General features: G+C 67.1%; 20 protein-coding genes. 8 read left to right on the forward strand and 12 right to left on the reverse strand.

What is annotated here, in order from left to right; genetic code table 11:
• Nucleotides 1-18 precede the first annotated feature (18 nt).
• The 7 genes from radA to rpsF all read right to left on the reverse strand — a co-directional run bounded on the left by radA (nucleotide 19) and on the right by rpsF (nucleotide 6,817).
• On the reverse strand, nucleotides 19-1,419 hold the full coding sequence (radA, locus tag WFK61_RS15315; protein WP_336812951.1) for a DNA repair protein RadA: 1,401 nt from the start codon (nucleotides 1,417-1,419) through the stop codon (nucleotides 19-21).
• 158 nt (nucleotides 1,420-1,577) lie between these two features.
• Entirely contained in the window at nucleotides 1,578-2,705 is a 1,128-nt protein-coding gene (gene alr / locus WFK61_RS15320; RefSeq protein ID WP_442896310.1) for an alanine racemase, read from the reverse strand.
• Nucleotides 2,705-4,192 carry a replicative DNA helicase gene (locus WFK61_RS15325; protein ID WP_336812953.1) on the reverse strand — a complete coding sequence of 496 codons (1,488 nt, stop codon included), beginning with the start codon at nucleotides 4,190-4,192 and terminating at the stop codon, nucleotides 2,705-2,707. The genes alr and WFK61_RS15325 overlap by 1 nt, the downstream gene beginning before the upstream one ends.
• A gap of 217 nt (nucleotides 4,193-4,409) precedes the next feature.
• Complete coding sequence (rplI, locus tag WFK61_RS15330; RefSeq protein WP_336812954.1) at nucleotides 4,410-4,973, reverse strand: 50S ribosomal protein L9; 564 nt, start codon at nucleotides 4,971-4,973, stop codon at nucleotides 4,410-4,412.
• Between the two features lie 35 nt (nucleotides 4,974-5,008).
• The gene (locus WFK61_RS15335; RefSeq protein ID WP_336812955.1) at nucleotides 5,009-5,956 is read right to left on the reverse strand and encodes a DUF2232 domain-containing protein; all 948 of its coding nucleotides are present in this window, start codon (nucleotides 5,954-5,956) and stop codon (nucleotides 5,009-5,011) included.
• Between the two features lie 181 nt (nucleotides 5,957-6,137).
• Nucleotides 6,138-6,383, reverse strand: coding sequence for a 30S ribosomal protein S18 (rpsR, locus tag WFK61_RS15340; protein ID WP_038367644.1), 246 nt, complete (start codon nucleotides 6,381-6,383; stop codon nucleotides 6,138-6,140).
• 2 nt (nucleotides 6,384-6,385) lie between these two features.
• The gene (gene rpsF, locus WFK61_RS15345; RefSeq protein WP_257731937.1) at nucleotides 6,386-6,817 is read right to left on the reverse strand and encodes a 30S ribosomal protein S6; all 432 of its coding nucleotides are present in this window, start codon (nucleotides 6,815-6,817) and stop codon (nucleotides 6,386-6,388) included.
• 344 nt (nucleotides 6,818-7,161) lie between these two features.
• Here rpsF and fabD point away from each other — a divergent pair, with 344 nt between their 5' ends.
• The 7 genes from fabD (at nucleotide 7,162) to gmk (ending at nucleotide 13,927) form a co-directional block, all read left to right on the forward strand.
• Complete coding sequence (gene fabD / locus WFK61_RS15350; protein WP_336812956.1) at nucleotides 7,162-8,106, forward strand: ACP S-malonyltransferase; 945 nt, start codon at nucleotides 7,162-7,164, stop codon at nucleotides 8,104-8,106.
• Between the two features lie 54 nt (nucleotides 8,107-8,160).
• Nucleotides 8,161-8,898 (forward strand): 3-oxoacyl-[acyl-carrier-protein] reductase, encoded by a 738-nt coding sequence (gene fabG, locus WFK61_RS15355; protein WP_336812957.1) that lies wholly within the window; start codon nucleotides 8,161-8,163, stop codon nucleotides 8,896-8,898.
• A 264-nt stretch (nucleotides 8,899-9,162) separates the two neighbouring features.
• Nucleotides 9,163-9,399, forward strand: coding sequence for an acyl carrier protein (locus WFK61_RS15360; RefSeq protein WP_047578895.1), 237 nt, complete (start codon nucleotides 9,163-9,165; stop codon nucleotides 9,397-9,399).
• 56 nt (nucleotides 9,400-9,455) lie between these two features.
• On the forward strand, nucleotides 9,456-10,727 hold the full coding sequence (fabF, locus tag WFK61_RS15365) for a beta-ketoacyl-ACP synthase II (protein ID WP_336813016.1): 1,272 nt from the start codon (nucleotides 9,456-9,458) through the stop codon (nucleotides 10,725-10,727).
• Between the two features lie 209 nt (nucleotides 10,728-10,936).
• A complete protein-coding gene (gene mltG, locus WFK61_RS15370) occupies nucleotides 10,937-12,283 on the forward strand; it encodes an endolytic transglycosylase MltG (RefSeq protein WP_336812958.1) in 1,347 nt (448 codons plus the stop codon).
• Between the two features lie 109 nt (nucleotides 12,284-12,392).
• Nucleotides 12,393-13,274, forward strand: coding sequence for a YicC/YloC family endoribonuclease (locus tag WFK61_RS15375; protein ID WP_336812959.1), 882 nt, complete (start codon nucleotides 12,393-12,395; stop codon nucleotides 13,272-13,274).
• Nucleotides 13,275-13,279: 5 nt separating this feature from the next.
• Nucleotides 13,280-13,927: a guanylate kinase gene (gene gmk, locus WFK61_RS15380; protein WP_336812960.1), complete on the forward strand. Its 648-nt coding sequence runs from the start codon at nucleotides 13,280-13,282 to the stop codon at nucleotides 13,925-13,927.
• Here gmk and rsmA read toward each other — a convergent pair whose 3' ends face one another.
• Genes rsmA through lptF form a run of 5 tightly spaced genes read right to left on the reverse strand, consistent with a single transcriptional unit; the run spans nucleotide 13,928 to nucleotide 20,752 of the window.
• Entirely contained in the window at nucleotides 13,928-14,776 is an 849-nt protein-coding gene (rsmA, locus tag WFK61_RS15385) for a 16S rRNA (adenine(1518)-N(6)/adenine(1519)-N(6))-dimethyltransferase RsmA (protein WP_336812961.1), read from the reverse strand.
• The gene (gene pdxA, locus WFK61_RS15390; protein ID WP_336812962.1) at nucleotides 14,773-15,792 is read right to left on the reverse strand and encodes a 4-hydroxythreonine-4-phosphate dehydrogenase PdxA; all 1,020 of its coding nucleotides are present in this window, start codon (nucleotides 15,790-15,792) and stop codon (nucleotides 14,773-14,775) included. Before pdxA ends, rsmA begins: the two co-directional genes overlap by 4 nt.
• 52 nt (nucleotides 15,793-15,844) lie before the next feature.
• Nucleotides 15,845-18,418, reverse strand: a complete 2,574-nt coding sequence (locus WFK61_RS15395; protein ID WP_336812963.1) for an LPS-assembly protein LptD — start codon at nucleotides 18,416-18,418, stop codon at nucleotides 15,845-15,847.
• 49 nt (nucleotides 18,419-18,467) lie between these two features.
• Nucleotides 18,468-19,559 carry an LPS export ABC transporter permease LptG gene (gene lptG / locus WFK61_RS15400; RefSeq protein ID WP_336812964.1) on the reverse strand — a complete coding sequence of 364 codons (1,092 nt, stop codon included), beginning with the start codon at nucleotides 19,557-19,559 and terminating at the stop codon, nucleotides 18,468-18,470.
• On the reverse strand, nucleotides 19,559-20,752 hold the full coding sequence (gene lptF / locus WFK61_RS15405) for an LPS export ABC transporter permease LptF (protein WP_336812965.1): 1,194 nt from the start codon (nucleotides 20,750-20,752) through the stop codon (nucleotides 19,559-19,561). Before lptF ends, lptG begins: the two co-directional genes overlap by 1 nt.
• 154 nt (nucleotides 20,753-20,906) lie before the next feature.
• On the opposite strand from lptF, the gene WFK61_RS15410 reads away from it, so the two are divergent.
• The gene (locus WFK61_RS15410; RefSeq protein ID WP_336812966.1) at nucleotides 20,907-22,400 is read left to right on the forward strand and encodes a leucyl aminopeptidase; all 1,494 of its coding nucleotides are present in this window, start codon (nucleotides 20,907-20,909) and stop codon (nucleotides 22,398-22,400) included.
• Nucleotides 22,401-22,433: the final 33 nt, after the last annotated feature.

The raw sequence follows: 22,433 nt of genomic DNA on the forward strand, positions 1-22,433 counted from the left end.
GTCACCCTTTGGGCAGAGTCATTTCACATCTCTGCGAGGAGCGCGTGCCGCGATATCGGCAACGAGTTCCGTGACATGACCGAAACGGCGCAGGGTCAGCCCGTTGCCGTCGCCGTGATCGGCGCCGCCGGCCGGCATCAGCGCGGCCTCGAAGCCGAGCTTGGCGGCCTCCCGGAGGCGTGCCGCTGCGACCGCGACCGGCCGAATCGCGCCCGACAGCGCGATCTCGCCGAAATAGACCGCTTCCTGCGGCAAGGTCGCGCCGCTCAGCGAGGACACCAGCGCGGCGGCGACCGCGACATCGGCTGCAGGTTCGTTGACGCGCAGACCGCCGGCGACGTTGAGATAGACGTCATGTTGGCCCAGTCGCAGGCCGCCATGCGTCTCCAGAACGGCCAGAACCATGGCGAGCCGGCTGTTTTCCCAGCCGACGACGGCGCGGCGCGGCGTGCCGAGCGCGGTCGGCGCAACCAGCGCCTGGATCTCGACCAAGACCGGTCGCGTGCCTTCCATGCCCGCGAAGACGGCTGCGCCCGGTGCCGGCTGGTCTCTCCCCGCGAGGAACAGTGCCGAGGGATTGGTGACCTCGGACAGGCCCTTGCCGGTCATCTCGAACACGCCGATCTCGTCGGTCGCGCCGAAGCGGTTCTTCTGGCCGCGCAGGATGCGGAAGGAATGCGCCCCTTCACCTTCGAAGGAGAGCACGGCATCGACCATGTGCTCGACCACGCGGGGGCCGGCGATCTGCCCGTCCTTGGTGACGTGGCCGACGAGGATCAGACAGACGCCTGATGTCTTGGCATAGCGGATCAGCGCCTGGGCCGAGCCGCGCACCTGCGTCACCGTGCCCGGCGCGCTCTCGACTTCGCCGGACCACATCGTCTGGATCGAATCGATCACGACGAGGGCAGGGCGCTCGCCCTGGCCCAGCGTCGCGATGATGTCCTCGACATTGGTCTCGGCCGCGAGATCGACCGGCGCCTCGGCCAGCCCCATGCGCTCGGCCCGGAGACGCACCTGACCCGTCGATTCCTCGCCCGAGACGTAGACGACGCGGCGACCGCCCATGGCCAGTGCCGCGCAGGCCTGCATCAGCAAGGTCGACTTGCCGATGCCGGGATCGCCGCCGATCAGCAGCACAGAGCCCGGGACGAAGCCGCCGCCGGTGACGCGGTCCAGTTCCCCGATACCGGAGACGATGCGCGGCGCATCCTGCGTCTCGCCCTTCAGCGTCTCCAGCGCGAAGATGCGTCCGCGCGCCCGGCCGCCGGAGGAGGGCCGGCCGCCGCCGGGAACGGGCGCGGCCTGCGCATCCTCGACCAGCGAGGACCATGTCCCGCAGGCGTCGCACTTGCCCTGCCAGCGGTGATAGACCGCGCCGCAGGCCTGGCAATGATAAGTCGGACCGCGCTTGGCCATCGTTAGATTGTCATTCCGGGGCACGGCGCAGCCGTGAACCCGGAATCCACGATCGCGCGCGACCTATGCCGAACGCGGTGGCAACCGCTCACCCGGTCGTGGGTTCCGGGTTCTTCGCTGGCGCGAAGCCCCGGAATGACAAGGGAATGAGCCACTCTCTACAGCCCCACATAACGCCGGTGATAGCGGCGGCCGAGGCTGGTCAGGATCTCGTAGCCGATCGTCTTGGCGCCACCACCGACGGTCTCGAGGTCGAGTGGCCCGCCGATCAGGGTCACGCTCTCGCCGCGCCTGGCGGCACCGGCCGGGGCATCGGTCACATCGATGATGATCAGGTCCATCGAAACCGTGCCGACGAAGGGGCAGGAAACGCCGCCGATCAGCACCGAGCCGCCGGTCGAGCTATCGGTCCAGCTGCCGTTGCGAGGATAGCCGTCGGCATAGCCGAGGCAGATCGTCGCGAGCTTGCGCTTGCCCTTGGCGGTCCAGCGCCCGTTATAGCCGACCTGCGTGCCGTCCTCGACCTCGCGGGTCTGGATGATCGTCGCTTCCAGGCCCACGACCGGCTTCATCGGGTTCGGCTGGCCCGGCGTCGGATTGCCGCCATAGAGCGCATAGCCCGGCCGGGTCAGCTGGTAGGACGGGCAGTCCTTGAGGAAATGCCCGGACGAATTCTTGAGCGAGGCCGGCACTTCCGGCAGGGCCGCAGCGATCTCGGCGAAGGCGGCGATCTGGCGGGCATTGGCCGGGTCGGTCTCGTCCTCGGAGGAGGCGAAATGGCTCATCACCAGCCCGATCCCCGCCGCCGCGATCACGCCCGAGCGCTCGCGGGCGAGGTTGAGGCCTTCGCCGGGCCAGAGGCCGAGCCGGTTCATCGCGGTATCGACATGCAGCGCCGCCGGTCGGACCTGCGCGCCGGTCTGCCGGAACGAGGCCCATTCCAGCAGTTCCTCATGCGAGCCCAGCACCGGCGACAGGCCATGCGCCGCGAAGGTCTCGGCCGCACCGGGTAGCAGCCCGTTCAGCACGTAGATCGTGGCGTCCGGCGCGACCTTGCGGGCGCGGATAGCCTCCGAGACATGGGCGACGAAGAAGCTCTTGCAGCCGGCCCTGGCGAGCGCCGTCACGGCGGGCTCGATGCCGATGCCATAGGCGTCGGCCTTGACCACGGCTCCGGCCTCCGTGCCGGCGCGCTTCCCGAGCAGGCGCCAGTTCGAGACCAGCGCGTCGAGATCGATGGTGAGCGTCGCGCCGTAGGCGGCGGAATCAGGCAGGTCGGCAGGCATCATTCACGGTCCGGAAGGCGCATCTCATCGGCGCGATCCGAGAAGCGTGTCACATCCGCGTCGAACTGCAAGGCCACCGCGCCGGTCGGGCCGTGGCGCTGCTTGCCGATGATCAGTTCGGCCACGCCGTGCATCGCCTCCATCTCGATCTGCCACTTGTTGTGCTCTTCGGTGCCGGGCCGCGGCTCCTTGCCCTTGAGGTAATATTCCTCGCGGTAGACGAACATCACCACGTCGGCGTCCTGCTCGATCGAGCCGGATTCACGCAGGTCCGAAAGCTGCGGGCGCTTGTCGTCGCGATTCTCGACCTGACGCGAGAGCTGTGAGAGCGCGATGATAGGGACGTTGAGCTCCTTGGCCAGCGCCTTCAGGCTGGTCGTGATCTCGGTCAGTTCCTGCACGCGGTTTTGGCTGTTCTTGGACGAGCCGGAGAGCAATTGCAGATAGTCGATGAACAGGACGTCGAGGCCCTTCTGGCGCTTCAGGCGCCGGGCGCGCGCCATCAACTGCGCGATCGAGATGCCGCCGGTCTGGTCGATATAGAGCGGCAATTTCTCGATCTGGGCGGCGACATCGGTCAACCGGGCGAAATCGCCTTCGGTGATGCGGCCCTGCCTGATCTTGTAGGACGAGATGCTCGACTGTTCGGCGACGATACGGGTCGCGAGCTGGTCGGCCGACATTTCGAGCGAGAAGAAGCCGACGATGCCGCCATCGACCGACTTGATCGAGCCGTCCTCCTGCCGCTCGCCGCGCCAGGCCTTGGCGATGTTGAAGGCGATGTTGGTGGCGAGCGAGGTCTTGCCCATGGCGGGGCGCCCGGCGAGCACGAGCAGGTCCGAGCGCTGCAGGCCACCCATGCGCTGGTCGACGTCGCGCAGGCCGGTCGAGATGCCGGAGAGGCCACCGGCGCGCTGGTAGGCGCTCGCCGCCATGTCGATGGCGAGGCGCAGCGCGCCGTCGAATTTCTGGAAGCCGCCCTCGTAGCGCCCCTTTTCGGCAAGCTCGTAGAGCCGGCGCTCGGCATCCTCGATCTGCTCGCGCGGCGCCATCTCGACCGGCGCGTCATAGGCGACGTTGACGAGGTCCTCGCCGACGCCGATCAATTGTCGGCGTACCGCGAGGTCGTAGATCGTGCGGCCGTAATCGGCGGCGTTGATGACGGTCGTCGCCTCTGCCGCGAGGCGGGCGAGATACTGGCTCGGCGTGATCTCGCCGAGGTCGATGTCGTTGACGAAGGTCTTGAGCGTGATCGGCGTCGCGATCTTGCCGGCGCGAATCATGCTCGACACCAGCTCGTAGACGCGCTGGTGGACCGGCTCGAAGAAATGATCCGGCAGCAGGAAGTCGGAGACGCGATAGAACGCGTCGTTATTGACCAGGATTGCGCCCAGCAGCGCCTGCTCAGCCTCGATGTTATGAGGCTGGACGCGGAATTCCGCCTCGCGGTTGTCGAGGCGGGCGACGAGGGCTGTAGCGGTGGCCATGGCCGTCCCGATAAATCAATGCTGGGTGAATTCAAGCCGACAATCAGCCGCGCAGGCTTGCGGCTTGGCGTAGCTGAGTCGGGCAGGGAACTACCTTAACATTCTGACAATCGGTGCCAGCAGGCTCCGGTTCCATCCACCCCTTTGCACAGGCCCTGAAATGAAAAAGGCGCCGTGTTGCCACGGCGCCCTTGACTCGATTCGGGAGCGATGAGGCTCAGAGCTCGACGTCGCCGGCCTCGGCCAGCGCCGCGCCGACCTCGAGGCCGAGATCGTCGAGGTCGAACTCCTCGCGGGCCGTGACGTTCTCGCCGGCGGCCTGACGCTCGGCCTCTTCAGCCGAACGGGCGATGTTGACGGTGATCGAGACCGCGACTTCCGGATGCAGCACGACCGGGACGGTGTGCAGGCCGAGCGTCTTGATCGGGTTGTTCAGGGTCACCTGGCCGCGCGAGACGTTGAAGCCTTCCTTGGACAGGGCCTCGGCGATGTCACGGGTCGAGACCGAGCCGTAGAGCACGCCGGACTCGCCCGACTGGCGCAGGATGGTGACGCTCTGGCCGTTCAGGCGCTCGGCGACGGCATCGGCCTCGGACTTCAGCTCGAGGTTGCGGGTCTCGAGCTCGAGCTTCTGGCTCTCGAAGCGCTTCTTGTTGTCCTCGGTGGCGCGCAGCGCCTTGCCGCGGGCGAGCAGGTAGTTGCGGCCGAAGCCGTCGCGCACCTTCACGATGTCGCCCATCTGGCCAAGCTTGGCGACGCGCTCGAGCAGGATCACTTCCATGGGTCTTCTCCTTGTTATGTCTTCAGACGAGGGTTTCAGGAACGGTTAGGCGGAGGCGGCAGCGCGGCCCGCTTGCGCAGTCCGAACAGCGTGTCGATGAGGCCCACGATCGCGAGCAGCGGCGTCAGCACGGCCTGCATCACGACGAGGGCGACATAGATCGAGATCAGCATCGGCAGCCGCCACGGGCGGCCGCGCGAGATGTCGTGCAGCGTGGTGAGCCCGCTGAACATGAAGGCGGCGAGCAGCGCGCCGGCCATGGCCATGGCGGCGACGCCGACGAAGCCGCCCGTCGTCGCGACGAGGCCCGTCGCGATCAGCAGCAGCAGCGCCTGCCGCGGCAGCGTCGTCGACGGGATGAAGGGCCAGGGCCGCGGCAGCCGGTCGGACATCTTCACGGTGCGGGCCGCGAGCCAGAGATTGGCGGTGATGGTGGTCACGAAGGAGGCGCCGATGCCGAGCGGCACGGCGGGCGCCAGGCTCAGCGCCAGTTCCTTGACCTGGACGTCACCGGGCAAGGAGATGAGCTTGCCGCGTACCATCTCGTTCAGCAGGTTCTCGATCATGCGCGCGATCACCGCGCGATAGGTCTCGTAATCGGTGGTCATCACCAGCGCGCTGCCGACGGTGGCGAGCGCGGCGGTGGCGGCGATCCAGAGCAGCAGGTTGCCGAGCGGATACCATTCGACCCGGCCGTCTGCATCGCCGCGGGCGAGCAGGGCGAGATAGGCGATCCACCATGCCGGCAGGCCGATGATCAGGGCGAAGGCGATCCCGCCGGTCGGGGCGAGCGCGATGGCGACGGCCAACGCACCGGCAGCCGTGGCGAACAGCCCGGAGCGGTGGTTCCAGCCCAGCGATGCGATGAAGATCGGGAGGGGAGCGGCCGAGTACAGCAAGGCGGCCAGCGGCGATCCGGTGATCACCACTGAGAAGAGCAGGGCCGAAACGAGGCCCGCGCCGATGCCGACAATCGGAATCATCTAATCCGTCCTGCTGTCCCGCTGCTCGCAAGCCTTTTGGCTCGGCAGGGTGAGAGGCCCCTTGGCCTCAACGAACCCGATGGAGTTTCACCGCCGGGCGACTGGTTGATCTTGAAAGCGAGAACCGGAGGCGCAGGGTACGCCTCCGGGATTTAGTGTCTGCCGGATCCGGATGAACGGATCAGCGGATGACGTAGGGCAGCAGGCCGAGGAAGCGGGCGCGCTTGATCGCCTGGGCGAGCTCGCGCTGCTTCTTGGCGGAGACCGCCGTGATGCGGGACGGGACGATCTTGCCGCGCTCGGAGATGTAGCGCGAGAGCAGACGCACGTCCTTGTAGTCGATCTTCGGGGCGCCTTCGCCCGAGAACGGGCAGGACTTGCGGCGGCGGAAGAAGGGGCGACGGGCGCCAGCGGATGCAGTCGACATTCTCAGGCCTCCGCTTCGGCGGTTTCGGTCGCTTCGTCGTCACGACGCGGACGATCACGGCGCGGGCCGCGGTCGAAACGGTCGCCGCCACGCTCCGGACGGTCTTCGCGGTCACGCTTCTGCAGCATGGCCGACGGACCTTCCTCGAGCTCCTCGACCTTGACGGTCATGAAGCGCAGGATGTCCTCGTTGATGCGCATCTGGCGCTCCATCTCCAGCACGGCGGCGGAGGGAGCCTCGATGTTCAGCAGCGTGTAGTGAGCCTTGCGGTTCTTCTTGATGCGGTAGCCGAGGGACTTGACGCCCCAGTACTCGACCTTGCGGATGGCGCCGCCATTCGCTTCGATCACGCCCTTGAACTGCTCGACAAGAGCTTCGACCTGCTGCGCGCTGACATCCTGCCGCGCGAGCAGCACATGCTCGTACAATGCCATATGTGGCCTTCCTTGTTTCACCCTGCTTCGCCCGGCGCGGAGCCCTCCGAGCCCTGGATAAGGCCCGACAGGATTTCATCGAAGGCGGAGACACGGGATGACGGTTCGGGAAACGAGCCTGCGCCGGTCCATTTCGGACATGCGCCATCCGTTCAGCCTCCGGCCGAACAAGCAGGAGGCGGTCGTTACAGTGTCCGGCGCGCCATGGCAACCGGAATCTGCCGGAAAACACCGCCTCGGGAGCGGAAAATTCGGGCGCCGCGCTTGACTTGGCGGCGGAAGCGATGTGACAGCCGCGTCATATAAGACGAATGACTGATAATGAAGACCGGGACGTTCACAGCATGACCACAGCGTTCATCTTTCCGGGCCAGGGCTCTCAGGCGGTCGGCATGGGCAAGAGCCTGGCCGACAACTTCCCTGTTGCGAAGGCGGTCTTCGACGAGGTCGATGCGGCCCTGTCGCAGAAGCTCTCGTCCGTGATGTGGGAAGGCCCTTCCGAGGAATTGACCCTGACGGCCAATGCCCAGCCGGCCCTGATGGCGGTCAGCCTCGCGGTCGTGCGCGTGCTCGAAAACGAAGCCGGACTCGATCTGAAGCGCGACGCCGCCTTCGTCGCCGGCCATTCGCTCGGCGAGTATTCGGCACTGGCAGCTGCCGGCACCTTCTCGATCGGCGATGCCGCCCGCCTGCTGCGCATCCGCGGCGACGCCATGCAGAAGGCCGTTCCGGCCGGACAGGGCGCCATGGCGGCGCTGCTTGGCGCCGAGCTCGACCTCGCTCGCGAGATCGCTGCGGCCGCTGCTCAGGGCGAAGTCTGCGAGGCTGCCAACGACAATGGCGGCGGTCAGGTCGTGCTCTCAGGCGCCAAGACGGCGATCGACCGCGCCATCGTTCTGGCCGGCGAGCGCGGCGTGAAGCGCGCCATGCTGCTGCCGGTTTCCGCGCCTTTCCATTGCGCCCTGATGCAGCCGGCCGCCGACGCGATGCGCGAGGCGCTGGCCAAAGTCGCAATGCAGGCGCCCGTCGTGCCCGTCGTCGCCAATGTCGGGGCCGCGCCGTTGAGCGATGCCGATGCGATCCGGGCCTCGCTCGTCGCCCAGGTCACCGGCACGGTGCGCTGGCGCGAATGCGTGCAGGCGATGGCCGCAGCCGGTGTCACCGATTTCGTCGAGCTCGGCAGCGGCAAGGTGTTGGCAGGCCTCGTCAAGCGTATCGCCGCGGGCGCCGCGCCGGTCTCGATCGGCACGGCCGAGGACATCGCGGCTTACAAGGCCCGCAAAGGATAAGCGCAGAACCCAGGATGGGCTGCAGCGGCAGGATGCCGAACAAGGGGAGCGAACATGTTTGATCTGACCGGCCGCAAGGCCCTGGTCACCGGCGCGACCGGCGGCCTTGGCGGAGCCATCGCCCGGACGCTGCACGCGCAGGGCGCCAGCGTCGCGATCTCGGGAACGCGCGCGGAAGCGCTGGAGGCCCTGGCGGCCGAACTCGGCGAGCGTGTCGTGATCGCTCCCTGCAATCTCTCCGACAAGGATTCGGTCGAGGCGCTGGTGCCGACGGCCGAGGAGAAGCTCGGCGGGCTCGATATTCTCGTCAACAATGCCGGCATCACCCGCGACAACCTGTTCATGCGCCTCAAGGACGAGGATTGGGACAGCGTCCTGGCCGTCAACCTGACGGCGGCCTTCCGCCTGTCGCGCGCCGCCGTGAAGTCGATGATGCGCCGCCGCTACGGCCGAATCGTCGCGATCGGCTCCGTCGTCGGCACCACCGGCAATCCCGGGCAGGGCAATTACGCCGCCGCCAAGGCCGGCCTGATCGGCATGTCGAAGGCGCTGGCCGCCGAGGTCGCGAGCCGCAACATTACCGTCAACGTGGTCGCCCCGGGCTTCATCGAGTCGCCGATGACGCAGGCCCTCAATGACAAGCAGCGCGAGGGCATCCTCTCCGGCGTGCCGATGGGCCGTCTGGGCGAGGGCGGGGATGTGGCCGCGGCCGTGGCCTTCCTGGCCAGCACGGAAGCCGGCTACGTGACCGGCCAGACGCTGCACGTCAACGGCGGAATGGCAATGATCTAGGTGCGTTAGCGCCCATTTTAGATCGGTTTTGATAAGTCCGCGGCGCACTCGCCAGCCCGTAAAGGGTGTGTTAACTAGCGCCGTCGCGGTGCAGCCGGGCGATCCGAGGGGGCTTGACGAAACCTCGGTTGTTGCGTTTGTGCAGGCTTCGAGCTTTCCGGATCGCGGACATCGTCAGGTGGCGCGGCGGCTCGGAATGAGATCCCTCCACCGCGTCGCATCCCTGCGATGCGTTTTCAGTTTCTAAGTCTAAGGAAGAGACCCATGAGCGATGTTGCCGAGCGCGTGAAGAAGATCGTGGTCGAGCACCTCGGCGTCGAGGCCGACAAGGTCGTCGACGGCGCCAACTTCATCGAGGACCTGGGCGCGGACAGCCTCGACACCGTCGAGCTCGTGATGGCCTTCGAGGAAGAGTTCGGCGTCGAGATCCCGGACGATGCGGCCGAGACGATCGTGACCGTCGGCGACGCCGTGAAGTTCCTCTCCGCGAAGAGCGCCTGATCGGCCCTTCGGGGTTGGTCCACGCAGAAAGAGCCATGGCTTCTCGCAGTTATCCGATGCGGCGCGTCGTCGTGACCGGGCTCGGCATGGTGACGCCGCTTGCATGCGGCGTCGAGCCGACCTGGTCGCGCCTTCTTGCCGGTGCCAGCGGCGCCGGCCCCATCACCAGTTTCGACGCCAGCGACCTGCCGGCGCGGATCGCCTGCAACATCCCCCGGGGTGACGGCAGCGACGGGACCTTCAATCCCGACGAGTGGATGGAGCCGAAGGAACAGCGCAAGGTCGACGATTTCATCGTCTTCGCCATGGCGGCTGCCACGCAGGCGTTGAAAGACGCCGGCTGGAAGCCGGAAAGCTACGAGGACCAGACCCGCACCGGCGTCGCCATCGGCTCCGGCATCGGCGGTCTCGGCGGCATCTACGAGGCTTCGCTCCTGCTCAAGGAGCGCGGCCCGCGCCGCCTCTCGCCCTTCTTCATTCCCGGCCGCCTGAGCAATCTGGCGGCGGGCTATGTCTCGATCGAGCACGGGCTGAAAGGCCCGAACCATGCCGTCGTGACCGCCTGCTCGACCGGAGCCCATGCCGTCGGCGACGCTGCCCGCATGATCGCGCTCGGCGATGCCGAGGTTATGCTGGCCGGTGGCGCCGAATCGGCGATCAACCGCATCGGCATTGCCGGCTTCTGCGCCTGCCGCGCGCTCTCGACCGGTTTCAACGATACGCCCGAGAAGGCTTCGCGCCCCTATGACAAGGACCGCGACGGCTTCGTGATGGGCGAGGGTGCCGGCGTCCTCGTGCTCGAGGAGCTCGAGCACGCTTTGGGCCGCGGCGCCCGCATCTATGCCGAGATCGTCGGCTACGGCATGTCGGGCGATGCCTATCACATCACCTCGCCCTCCGAGGATGGCGACGGCGCCTATCGCTGCATGCAGGCCGCGCTCGATCGCGCCGGCATCACGGCGGCCGATCTCGACTACATCAATGCCCACGGCACCTCAACGCCGCTCGGTGACGAAATCGAATTGCGCGCGGTCGAGCGCCTGTTGGCCAATGCGCCCAAGCGCCCGTCCATGTCCTCGACCAAGTCGTCGACCGGCCATCTGCTCGGCGCCGCCGGTGCGATCGAGGCGATCTTCACCGTGCTCGCTATCCGCGATCAGGTGGCGCCGCCGACGATCAATCTCGACAATCCGTCCGTCGAGACCGAGATCGACCTGGTGCCGCATGTCGCCCGCAAGCGCGAGATCGACTACGCCCTGTCGAATTCCTTCGGCTTTGGCGGGACGAATGCCTCGCTGGTGATGCGGCGCTATCGACCCGAACAGTGAGCCGCGGCGCGATAGCGCGGTTTCGCCATAATCTTGGGTAGAGTTTGCGGCACAAGCGGCCGAATGCGTGATTCCGCGTTCACAGCCGCAAGGAAACCGGCTCTAATGCGACCGTCCGGCTGCGGTGCGGTCGCTTGTCCACTCCGGCAGGCGCGGTCCAGATGGCACCGTGCCGAGATCAATTACCCCGTGCTGCGAGCGTCTTGATCGTGAATGATACGCCCCGCGTCGCCCCGAAGAGTCCGAGCGAGGCGCTCAAGCCCGTAGCGCCGCCTGCGCCGCCGCCCAAGGTTCGTCGCCGCCGGCGCAGCCCGTTCCTGTCGATGCTGAGCGGCCTGTTCACGGTCGCGTTGATCGGCGCTGGCGTGGTTGGCGCCGGCATCGCCATCGTTTCGAACCAGAGCAAGGCGCCCGGACCGCTCGCCAGTGACCGCACCCTCATCATTCCGAAAGAGAGCGGCCTTACCGAGATCACCGAGCTGCTGCAGCGCGAGGGCCTGATCGAGCATCCGCTGAGCTTCCGTGTCGCGGCGATCATGGGCGGCGACTGGCACAAGCTGAAGGCCGGCGAGTACCTGTTCAAGGCGCGCGTCAGCCCGCAGGAAATCCTCGGCATCATTTCCAGCGGCAAGTCGGTCGAGTACTCGATCACCATCCCCGAGGGATTGACGAGCGAGCAGATCGTCGAGCGGCTGCGGAACAACGAATTGCTGACCGGTGACATCGCGGAGGTGCCGAAGGAAGGCTCGATCCTGCCTGACACCTATCGCTTCCCGCGCGGCTTTTCCCGGAAGGGCATTCTTGACGTGATGGCGCGCAGCCAGGCCACCGTCCTCAAGAATATCCGCATTCCCGCCGGCCTGCCGATCAAGACGCCGGATGAGCTCGTCATCCTGGCCTCGATCGTCGAGAAGGAGACCGGCCGCGCCGACGAGCGGCCGCGCGTCGCGGGCGTCTTCATCAACCGCCTGAACCAGAAGATGCGGCTGCAGTCGGATCCGACGATCGTCTACGGGCTCGTCGGCGGCAAGGGCACGCTCGGCCGCCCGATCCTGCGCAGCGAGATCACCCAGGCGACGCCCTACAACACCTATGTCATCAACGGCCTGCCGCCGGGCCCGATCGCCAATCCCGGCCGCGCCGCCATGGAAGCGGTGGTCAATCATTCGCGGACCAAGGATCTCTACTTCGTCGCCGACGGCAGCGGCGGCCACGCCTTTGCCGAGACGCTGGAGCAGCACAACCGCAATGTCGGGCGTTGGCGCCAGATCGAGACGACGCGCAGCCAGCAGCAGGGCGGCAAGCCGCCCGCGGACAGCGTCGACAAAGTCGAGCCGCCGACTGGCCCGGACAACCGTACCGAAGCGCCCGCGACGACCCAGCCCGCCTCCGACAATGCCGGCTCTGCCGGTGTGCCCGTCGCGCAGCCGGTCGGGGCCGTGGCCGGAACACGCGCGCGCGCCTTCGACGCCTCCGAGGGAACGGCGCGGGACCCGCTGCTGAACAAGACCTACGACCTGAATTCCCCGAAGCAGGTTCCGCAGCTCAAGCCCTGATCTGAGGGCTGGAAGGCTCGCAATCCCCATTTTCCGGCAGCGGGCCGCTTGCTGTCGCGGATATGCGCCACTACGGTCCCGCCGATCTCAGACGAAGGCGGCAGGGGCGATGGCCATCGAAAGCATGACGGGGTTCGCCCGTGCGGCCGGAACGGCCGGGGTCCATGGCTGGGCCTGGGAAATCCGCAGCGTCAACGGGCGCGGGCTCGACCTGCGCGTCCGTGTCCCGCCCGGCTTCGAAGTTCTCGCCGAGGCCGCCCGCAAGAAGCTGGGCGCGGCCTTCTCGCGCGGGACGCTCCACGTCAACCTCGCCGTCACCAGCGATGCCGGGCCGCCGCGCCCGCGCGTCAACGAGGCGGTTCTTGCCGCCCTGCTGGAGGCTGTCGAGAAGCTGCCGCCGGCTGCCGGCATCAACCCACCTTCGTATGATGGGCTGCTCGGCATTCGCGGCGTCGTCGAATATGCCGACGAGGCGCAGGATGCGCTGGGCGCTGTCGAAGCGCCTGCTCTTACGGGGCTCGACGCCGTCACTGCGGCTTTGAAGGAAGCGCGGGCCGCCGAAGGCCGCGCGCTCGAAGCCATCGTCCTCGGCCATCTCGAAACCATCGCCCGGCTTGCCGGCGAGGCGGAGCATCACCCCGCCCGCAGCAGCGAGGCGATCCGTGCCCGCATCGCGGCACAGGTCGAGACGCTTCTGGGGGCGAATAACGGCTTCGACCCGCAGCGCCTCCATCAGGAGGCGGCGCTGATCGCCGTGCGCGCCGATATCCGCGAGGAGATCGACCGCCTGCACGCCCATGTCGCGGCTCTGCGCGAGCTTCTGGCCAAGGGCGGGCCGATCGGTCGCAAGCTCGACTTCCTGTCGCAGGAATTCGGTCGCGAGGCCTCGACGCTCTGTGCCAAGGCCAATGATCCCGGCCTGTCGCGCATCGGGCTCGAACTCCGCACGGTCGTCGACCAGATGCGCGAGCAGGTTCAGAACGTGGAGTGAGCCTGATGGCTGCCGAGACCTTTCGCCCGGCCCGTCGCGGCCTCATGCTGATCCTGTCCTCGCCATCAGGCGCCGGCAAGACCACGCTTACGCGCAACCTCAAGAGCGAGAACAATCTCGATCTGTCGATCTCGGTCACGACCCGCGCCAAGCGCCCGTCCGAGATCGAAGGCGTGCATTACCGCTTCATCGACCGCGCCGCCTTCGACACCATGCGCCAGCACAACGACCTGCTGGAATGGGCGGAGGTCCATGGCAACGGCTATGGTACGCCGCGCCGGGAGGTCGAGGCCTCGCTGGCGGCCGGGCGCGACGTGCTCTTCGATATCGACTGGCAGGGCACCCAGCAGATCGTGAAGAAGGCGCGCGCCGACGTCGTCACCATCTTCATCCTGCCGCCCTCGATGGCGGAACTGCGCTCGCGTCTGATCCGCCGCGCCGAAGATGCCGAGGAGGTCATCGTCAAGCGCCTGGCCAATGCCCGCGACGAGATCGCGCGCTGGAGCCAGTACGACTACGTCATCGTCAACCACGATCTCCAGGCGGCCTACGAGTCGATCAAGGCGATCCTGACGGCCGAGCGCCTGAAGCGCAGCCGCGCCGTTGGACTCACCGATTTCGTCGATCAGCTCCTGACCGAGCAGCTGCCCTGATCAGCGCTGGGCGGCCAGCGCGTTGGCCAGCTTGACGAAGCCCGCGACCGGGATCTCCTCGGCCCGTGCCGTCTCGGTGAGACCGGCAGCCGCGATGATCGGCGCCGGGTCCGGCAGCACGGCCTTGAGGCTCTGCCGCAGCATCTTGCGGCGCTGCCCGAAGGCGGCAAGCGTCACACGCTCCAGCAGGCGCCGGTCGCAAGGCTCGGGTTGCGCGCGCGGGACGAGCTGGACGATCGACGAGGTGATCTTCGGCGGCGGCACGAAGGCGCTGCGCGGCACGTCGAACAGGATCTTCGTCTCGCAGCGCCAGTTCGACAGCACGGCAAGCCGGCCGTAATCGGCCCGCTCGTCCGGCGTCGCGACGATGCGCTCGGCGACCTCGCGCTGGAACATCAGCGTCAGCGAATCCCACCAGGACGGCCAGGGTTCGAGGCTGAGCCAGCCGACCAGCAGCGGCGTGCCGATATTGTAAGGCAGGTTGGCGACGATCCGCGCCCGGCCGCCATCGAGATGGGGCGTGAGGTCCACGGCCAGCGCATCGCCGTCGATGACCTCCAGCCGGCCCGGATAATGCGCCGCGATCTCGGCGAGCGCCGGCAGGCAGCGCCGGTCCCGCTCGATCGCGATGACGCGCCCGGCGCCATTGGCCAGCAGCGCCCGCGTCAGCCCGCCGGGGCCAGGCCCGATCTCGACCACCGTCTGGCCCTCCAGCGGGCCGGCAGAGCGGGCAATGCGGCTCGTCAGGTTGAGATCGAACAGGAAGTTCTGGCCGAGCGCCTTCTGTGCCATCAGCCCATGGCGCTCCACCACCTCGCGCAGCGGCGGCAGGTCGTCGATCTGGCTCATGCCGCGGTGTCCGTGATGGTGCGCTCGGCCATCCGGGCGGCGAGCTTCAGGGCGGCGCAGAGGCTGTCCGGCCGCGCGATGCCCTTGCCGGCGATGTCGAAGGCGGTGCCATGGTCCGGCGAGGTCCGGATGAAAGGCAGGCCGAGCGTGACATTGACGCCCTCGTCGAAGGCGATCGTCTTGATCGGGATCAGCGCCTGGTCGTGATACATCCCCAGCGCCGCGTCGTAGCCGGCCCGCGCCCGCGCGTGGAACATCGTGTCGGCAGGGTACGGGCCGCGCGCGTCGATGCCTTCGGCTCGCAGTTGAGCGATGGCCGGCGCGATGATCGCATCGTCCTCATGGCCCATCGTGCCGCTCTCGCCGGCATGGGGATTGAGCCCGCTGATCGCCAGCCGTGGCGCTGCGATGCCGAAGCGGCTGCGCAGCTCGGCGGCGACGATCCTGCCGGTCTCGACGATCAGTGTCGTGCTCAGCAGGTCGGGCACCCGGCGAAGCGGCTCGTGAATCGTGACCGGAACGACCGCAAGCTCCTCGCACCACAGCATCATGACCGGGCGTGGCTCGGTACCGCCCTGGGCGGCCAGATGCGCGAGATACTCGGTATGGCCGGGGTGCTTGAAACCTGTGCTGTAAAGCACTGATTTCGCGATAGGATTGGTGACGACGGCGGCTGCCTCTCCGGTGCGGACGGCCGCGACCGCGCGGTCGATCGAGGCGATCGTGCCTGCCGCCGTAGCCGGATCCGGCTTGCCCGGTGCGACGCGGCTCGGGCTGCCGAGCGGAACCACGGGCAGCGCCTCGGAGAAGATCGCGGCAGCGTCGCCCCAGTCGCAGGCGCGCAACGGCACGCTCCAGTCGAGGCGGCTGGCGACATCCGCGAGATGATCGGGATCGCCGATATAGGCAAAGGGCGGCAACCGGCGCTCGCCGCGCTCCAGCCAGGCCCGCAGCGTCAGCTCCGGCCCGATCCCGGCCGGATCGCCCTGTGTCAATGCGAGCGGCGTTGCCGGCAAGACGAACTCCGCGACCTGAAGTGAGAGCCGGCCCGTCCTGGCGGGCCGGCGATTAGTTCGACGTAGTGACGCCGTCGCTCGAGGAGCTCGTGCTGAGGTTCTGCGAGTAGCTGATCTCGCCCAGCGTGCGCAGCTCGAGGCGGAACATGATCGTGCGCGTGTCCTTCGTCGAGCCGGCCTGGCGATCCGCGTAGCTCTGCGAATAGCTGACGTCGAAGACCGTGCACTCGTCGGTGTAGTTGATGCCGAACGAGGTCGAGGCGGTCTGGAACGGACCGGTATTCGGGTAGATCGGCACCGCTGCGACCGTGGGCGCCGCCATATAGGTCGCATAGGCGTCCCGGTAGCGTTCGCGGTCGTACTTGTACTTGTCGAGGTCGAACAGCACGCCGGCCCGCACGCGCCAGTTCTCGGCCACGCGCAGCGAGCCGTTCAGCGACAAGCCTTCGCGGCGGCGAGAGATGCCGAGTTCGGGCTGCGGCTCGTAGCGGCCGTAACCCACCGAGGCGGTGATGAGGCTGGTGGCATAGGTCGCGGCGGCATCGATGCGCTGGGCTTCGAAGGTCGTGGAGTTGAGGCGCGTCGCACCGGTCAGGAAGAAGCCCTTGAACGGCGAGAACTGGGCGCGCGCGACATAGTCCGAATTGCGAGTCTCGAGACCGGAATTCAGGCCGGTATTGAGCAGGTCGCCGCTGGCGAAGGAATTGCGCCCGCCGAGCTGGAAGGACTGGCCGATGAGCAGGTTGGCGAAGGCTTCCTGGCCGAAGCGCCCGGTATAGAGCGCGCCGACATTGGCGCGGGTGCCGCCTTCGACGCGGTCGAAGCCGGAGAACTTGCCGCTCCACTCGAACAGGTTGTTGGCGTCGAAGACGAGGCTCTGCGCGTCCTCGTTGGCGACGCGCAGGCTGTTCGTCTCGTTCGGGCGCGCGACGACCTGCGCGACCGGCTCGATGATATGGGTGCCCCAGCCCGTCTTGGCGACGAACGGGTAGCGATACATCAGTCCGATCGCCGGCATGACCCGGCCGAACACCTCGTCCGAGGTGTCGGCGATCGTCGCGACGCGCGAATTGATCACGCCCTGCGTATCCGGGTTGATCGAGAAGATGTCGGCGCGAACGGAGGCGTAGGGCGTCCACATCTGCCCGAGCGGGTCGATGAAGTTGCGGCGCCACGAGACCTGCGCCGTCGCCCGCGAGACGTTGCCGGCGAGGCCGCGCACGAGGCAGTGCTGCTTGTCGTAGATCGCGCAGCCGTCATAGAGCGAATAGCCGAAGCCGAGCGGAGAGCTCTTGCCCGTGATGAGGTAGGTCCTCTGCTGCGGCAGTTCGGCGAAGGCCGCGGTGTCGCGCGTCAGGCTGGTCAGGTTGACGTTGAACGAGAGCTCGCCGCCGAGGAAGGACGGCTTGTGGACACGCTTGTCGTAGTCCAGCACCGGCAGCACGACGGGCTGCTGCTTCTGCCAGTCCTGGTAGTTCAGCGGCTGGAAATAGTAGCCGCGCAGGTCGAACCAGGCGCTCTCGCTCTGCCCGTTCAGATAGGCGGTCGAGATCGCTTCCTGCAGATAGGTGGTGTTGCTGAAGCTCTCGTTGCGGATGCGGTAGTTCTTGTAGAACCAGCGATCCGTCGACATCGAGGCGTTCCAGCCCACCGTCCAGCGCGGGTTGATGAAGAACTTGCCGTTCGTCTCCACCGAGCCGCGGAAGTCCTTGTCGCGCGGGCCGAGCGGGCTGGGCAGGAAGGCGTTCGCTTCCTGCTGGAAGATGCCCGAAGCCCGGATCGCGTAGGAGCCGTTCATCAGCCGGTGCCGCCATTCGGCCTGCCCCATGAAGCCCTGACGGCTGAAATAACTCGGGGTCAGCGTCAGGTCGTAGTTCGGCGCGAGATTGAGGAAATAGGGCAGGCCGACGCCGTAGCCGAGCGTGGACGTGTTGACGAAGCGCGGCGACAGGAAGCCGGACTTGCGCTTCACCGTCGAATCCGGGCCCGACATGTAGGGGATATAGGCCATCGGGATACCCGCGAACTCGACGCGCGCATCCTCGTAATAGATCGTCTGCTCGGACTTCTTGTGAATGATCCGCGCGGCGCGAACCTGCCAGAGCGGCGGCCGCTCGGGATTGTCCTTGCAGGGCTCGCAGGCCGTGTAGATGCCTTTGTCGAAGACGAAGGTCTCGCCGTCCGTGCGCTCGGCGCGGGGCGCTGAGAAACGGGTCTTGTCCGGGTTCACGACGCGCAGCGAGTCGATGAAGCCATCGCGGAAATCGTCGGTCAGGTTGAATTTGTCGCCCGTGATGACCGTGCCGTTGGATTCGGTGATCCGGGCATTGCCGATGGCGACCACGCGCTTGTTGCCCTGGTCGTAGATGACGCGATCGGCCTCGATCGTCCGGCCCTGATACAGGATCTGGACGTCGCCGACGGCCGCGACCGTCTTCTTGTCGTTGTCATAGACGAGCTCGCGCGCGTCCACGACCATCCGGTCCTGCGGCTTGGCCGCAGCGGCGGTCGCGGGCTTGGGTTGCGCGCCCACGGCCCGATTCTGGGCATGGGCCGGCTCGGCCAGCAGATAGGCCAGGCTGGAGGCGAGAGCCGTCGCCGCCGCAAAGCGTGCTAGCCGGTTCACTCCTGGCCCCATCTCGTAAACTCGAAATTAACCATAGGCACAGTACGTTTCACCCATCTTCCTGATGGAGGAGGGCGAGTGCTCCCAGCATTGCCCCCAATGCTGCAGGCAACCACGCCGCGACAACCGGATTGACGATTCCCGACGATCCGAGTTCCTCCGACAAGTGCGTCGCCACATAGAGCACGAACCCGGCCGCGACGCCACCTATCACCAGTTTGGTCACACCACCAAACCGGAAAAATCTTAAAGAAACGGATGCGGCCACCAGCACCATCGCAATGAGCAGCAGCGGGCGCGCCATAAGCGACTGATAACGCAGCTCATAAGGGGTCGTGTCGAGGCCGGCGCGCTGTGTCCTGTCGATCACAGCCGGCATGGACCAGAAGCCCACCGCGTCGGGTGGGGTGAAGCTCTGGCGCATCTGTTCCGGCTCCAGCGTCGTGGCGAGCACGTAGCTCTTATAGCTCTGTGGCTCTTCCGTGGCGGAGGTGGAGCGCGCGTCGGAAAGTTCCCAGTGTCCGGGCCGCAGCAGAGCCTGTCTGGCGTCGATTCGTTCCCTGAAGCTGCCATCCGGCCTGAAGACGAAGAACGCGACCTGGGACAGGCCATCCTCGTCGGGCAAGGCGCCCGCGGCGCGGATGATCGCCTGCCCGTCGACGCTGCGCTGCCGCAGCCAGATTTCCTGGGACAGGCCGGACTTGCCGCCCGAGCGGACGAACAGGCGCGTCTCCAGCGCCGTGGCCTTGCGCTTCAGCTCGGCCGCGACGGGATTGTAGATCATGATCGAGACGAGCCCGACGACGCCGGCGACCGCGGCGGCGGGCTGCAGGAACTGCCAGGCCGAGACGCCGACGGAGCGAGCGACCACGAGCTCGAGCTTCCGGCTCAGCGTCAGCAGCGCGAACATGCCGCCGAACAGCGCGGCGAAGGGGAAGATCTGCTCGGCCACGGCCGGCGCCCGGAAAAGTGCGAGCTGGACGATGCGTGGCGTCGTCGCGATCGGGGAATCGCCGGCGCGGCGCATCAGCTCGACGAAGTCGAGCGTGCCGATCAGGAAGAAGAAGGTGCTGAAGACCCCGACGATGGCGCGTGTGAAGCGCTTCGTCAGATAGCGGCCGAAGGTCGTGAACAGCAGCATCAGGCGCGCCGGAACCGGGCCGCGAGATTGACCAGCGGCGTCGTGAGGGGAGAGAGCAGGCGGGCCAGGACCGGCTGGATCCGGGCGCCGTAGAAGATGAAGGCCGTGGCGAGGACGATCGCCCCGATCGGCAGGATATAGAGCAGCGCTGCCGCGAAGGGCGAGCGCACGCTCGCGGTCCAGGCGGCATAGGCCGCGATGCGCGTGGCGCCGACGATCATGATCGCCGACTGGATCGCCAGCGCGCGCCCCTGGCGGGTGGTGCGCGCCTCGCCGATGGCGGCAAAGGCGATCAGCATGAAGGCGAAGGGGTAGAGCGGCGACGAAAGCCGGTTGTGGAGCTCCGCCCGGAAGCGGCCTTCCTGGATCTTGTAATAGGGCTCGTTCTTGTCCTGCGTGAGCAGCTCCCAGGTCGAGCGCTCGCGTGGCTTGTAGATCACCTTGTCGCCGTCGCCTTCGCCGGGGCCGCCGCTGGAATCGCCGGTCAGCGCCGAGAGGTTCAGCGCATAGCGCTCGAAGGAGATGATCGAGGTCGTGCTGGTGTTCTTGGTCTCGCGCTGGATCGTGCCCTTTTCCAGCATGAGGAAGCTCTGGCCCTCGGCCTCGACCGTCCGGCCGCGCTCGGCGAGATAGATCGAGGGCTGCGACGGATCGCGGCGGTCCTGCATGAAGATGCCGACCAGCGCGTCGCCGGCCTTCTCGCGATAATGGAAGGTCACGCCGGAATCGAGCGAGACGAACTGGCCTTCCTTGACGACATTGGCGACGAAATCGGCGCGGATGAGCGTGATCAGGTCGCGCAGCGCGCGGAAACTCGCCGGCATCACCGAGATCGTCATCCAGGCGACGACCAGCGAGGTCGCCATCGTCAGCACGATGAAGGGCCGGGTGATGCGCTGCGGCGCGACGCCGGCCGCGTTCATCACGATCAGCTCGGAATCGCCGTTGAGCTTGTTGAGCGTGTAGAGCGTCGACATGAACAGCGCGACCGGCGCGATACCGGCGATCAGCGCCGGCAGCGTGAGCAATGTCACGGTCAGGAAGATCAGGACCGTCTGGCCCTTGCCGGTGATGAGATCGACCTCGCGCAGCGCCTGCGTGACCCAGATCACGCCGGTCAGGCCGAGCAGCAGCACGATCGCCGCCACCGCCGCGATCTTCAGGATGTAGCGATCGAGGCGATTGAGGAGCACGCGTCGGTTCCGGGGCTGGAGAGCCTGAGCCCTCCGAGGTGGTTCGTCGGACACACCCTATGGTATAGCCGCGGCGAGGGCGCAAACGGGAATCGTTTGCCGTCTGCCGTCAAATGTTCTTTCCCTGTCATTTTCGCAAGATTGTGAGCGGATCATGTCGCAGCGCCTGAAGCTGGAGATCAAAGCCCTGGATGCCGTCGAGGGGCAGGATCTCGTGATCCTCGTCTCGGACAAGCTCGCGGTGCCCGAAGCGGCGCAGGAATGGGCGGGCGAGGGCGCGCAGGCCCTGCTGGCGCGGGCCGCCGCCGCGGAGCGCTTTAAGGGCAAGGCGCTGGCCGGCCTGACCTTGCCTTCGCCCGAGGGCGCCGCCTACGAGCGCCTGATCACCGTCGGCGTCGGGCCGGAGGACGACCGCGCCAAGCTCGATTTCGTCAAGCTGGGCGGCGCCATCGCCGGCAAGCTCGGCACCGGCCGCAGCGCCGAGATCATCCTCGCGCTGCCGGAAGGCGCGCTGGAGCCCAAGCAGGCCGCCGATATCGCGCTGGGGCTCAGGCTGCGCGCCTACGCTTTCGATCGCTACAAGACGAAGAGCAAGGACAAGGACGAGGCCGAGCCGCTGACGGTCACGCTGCGCACGGCCGACCTTGCCGCCGTCAAGAAGGCGGTCAAGACGGCTGACGCCATCGCAGCTGGCGTCCTCCAGGCTCGCGACCTCGTGAACGAGCCGCCGAATGTTCTCTATCCCGAGGAGTTCGCCGACCGGGCCGCCAAGCTCGAAAAGCTCGGCGTCGAGATCGAGATCCTCGACGAGAAGGCGCTGAAGAAGATCGGCATGCGCGCGCTGCTCGGCGTCGGCCAGGGCTCGCGCCGCGAAAGCCGCGTCGCCATCATGCGCTGGAACGGCGCGAAGAAGGACGAGAAACCCGTCGCCTTCGTCGGCAAGGGCGTGACCTTCGACACCGGCGGCATTTCGCTGAAGCCCGGTGCCGGCATGGAGGACATGAAGGGCGACATGGCGGGCGCCGCCTGCGTCGTCGGCCTGATGCAGGCGATTGCCGGCCGCAAGGCCAAGGTCAACGCCATCGGCGTGATCGGCCTCGTCGAGAACATGCCCGACGGCAACGCCCAGCGTCCGGGCGACATCGTAACCTCGCTCTCCGGCCAGACCATCGAGATCATCAATACCGACGCCGAGGGCCGTCTCGTGCTCGCGGATGTGCTCTGGTACACGCAGGAGCGCTTCGAGCCGCGCTTCATGATCAACCTGGCGACGCTGACCGGCGCGATCCTCGTTGCGCTGGCGCAGGAGCATGCCGGCCTGTTCAGCAACAATGACGAGCTCTCGGAGCGCCTGACGGCCGCCGGCATCGCCACCGGCGAGACCGTCTGGCGCATGCCGCTCGGCAAGGCCTACGACAAGATGATCGACTCGAAATTCGCCGACATGAAGAACTCGGCCGGGCGCTATGGTGGCTCGATCACCGCGGCGCAGTTCCTGCAGCGCCATGTCAACAACACACCCTGGGCGCATCTCGACATCGCGGGAACCGGAATGGCCGCCGCGAATTCCGAGATCAACCGCTCCTGGGGGCCGGGTTGGGGCGTGCGCCTGCTCGATCGGCTGGTCGCGGATCACTACGAAGGCTGATTCGCTGTCTGCGAAAATGCCGGCAACCCGTTA

Source organism: Allobosea sp. MMO-172, assembly GCF_037147855.1.
Taxonomy (GTDB): Bacteria; Pseudomonadota; Alphaproteobacteria; order Rhizobiales; family Beijerinckiaceae; genus Allobosea.

Coding starts and splice junctions, on each gene's coding strand:
- radA (WP_336812951.1), bottom strand. CDS start 1,419: ATGGCCAAGCGCGGTCCGACTTATCATTGCCAGGCCTGCGGCGCGGTC.
- alr (WP_442896310.1), bottom strand. CDS start 2,705: ATGCCTGCCGACCTGCCTGATTCCGCCGCCTACGGCGCGACGCTCACC.
- WFK61_RS15325 (WP_336812953.1), bottom strand. CDS start 4,192: ATGGCCACCGCTACAGCCCTCGTCGCCCGCCTCGACAACCGCGAGGCG.
- rplI (WP_336812954.1), bottom strand. CDS start 4,973: ATGGAAGTGATCCTGCTCGAGCGCGTCGCCAAGCTTGGCCAGATGGGC.
- WFK61_RS15335 (WP_336812955.1), bottom strand. CDS start 5,956: ATGATTCCGATTGTCGGCATCGGCGCGGGCCTCGTTTCGGCCCTGCTC.
- rpsR (WP_038367644.1), bottom strand. CDS start 6,383: ATGTCGACTGCATCCGCTGGCGCCCGTCGCCCCTTCTTCCGCCGCCGC.
- rpsF (WP_257731937.1), bottom strand. CDS start 6,817: ATGGCATTGTACGAGCATGTGCTGCTCGCGCGGCAGGATGTCAGCGCG.
- fabD (WP_336812956.1), top strand. CDS start 7,162: ATGACCACAGCGTTCATCTTTCCGGGCCAGGGCTCTCAGGCGGTCGGC.
- fabG (WP_336812957.1), top strand. CDS start 8,161: ATGTTTGATCTGACCGGCCGCAAGGCCCTGGTCACCGGCGCGACCGGC.
- WFK61_RS15360 (WP_047578895.1), top strand. CDS start 9,163: ATGAGCGATGTTGCCGAGCGCGTGAAGAAGATCGTGGTCGAGCACCTC.
- fabF (WP_336813016.1), top strand. CDS start 9,456: ATGCGGCGCGTCGTCGTGACCGGGCTCGGCATGGTGACGCCGCTTGCA.
- WFK61_RS15375 (WP_336812959.1), top strand. CDS start 12,393: ATGGCCATCGAAAGCATGACGGGGTTCGCCCGTGCGGCCGGAACGGCC.
- gmk (WP_336812960.1), top strand. CDS start 13,280: ATGGCTGCCGAGACCTTTCGCCCGGCCCGTCGCGGCCTCATGCTGATC.
- rsmA (WP_336812961.1), bottom strand. CDS start 14,776: ATGAGCCAGATCGACGACCTGCCGCCGCTGCGCGAGGTGGTGGAGCGC.
- lptG (WP_336812964.1), bottom strand. CDS start 19,559: ATGCTGCTGTTCACGACCTTCGGCCGCTATCTGACGAAGCGCTTCACA.
- WFK61_RS15410 (WP_336812966.1), top strand. CDS start 20,907: ATGTCGCAGCGCCTGAAGCTGGAGATCAAAGCCCTGGATGCCGTCGAG.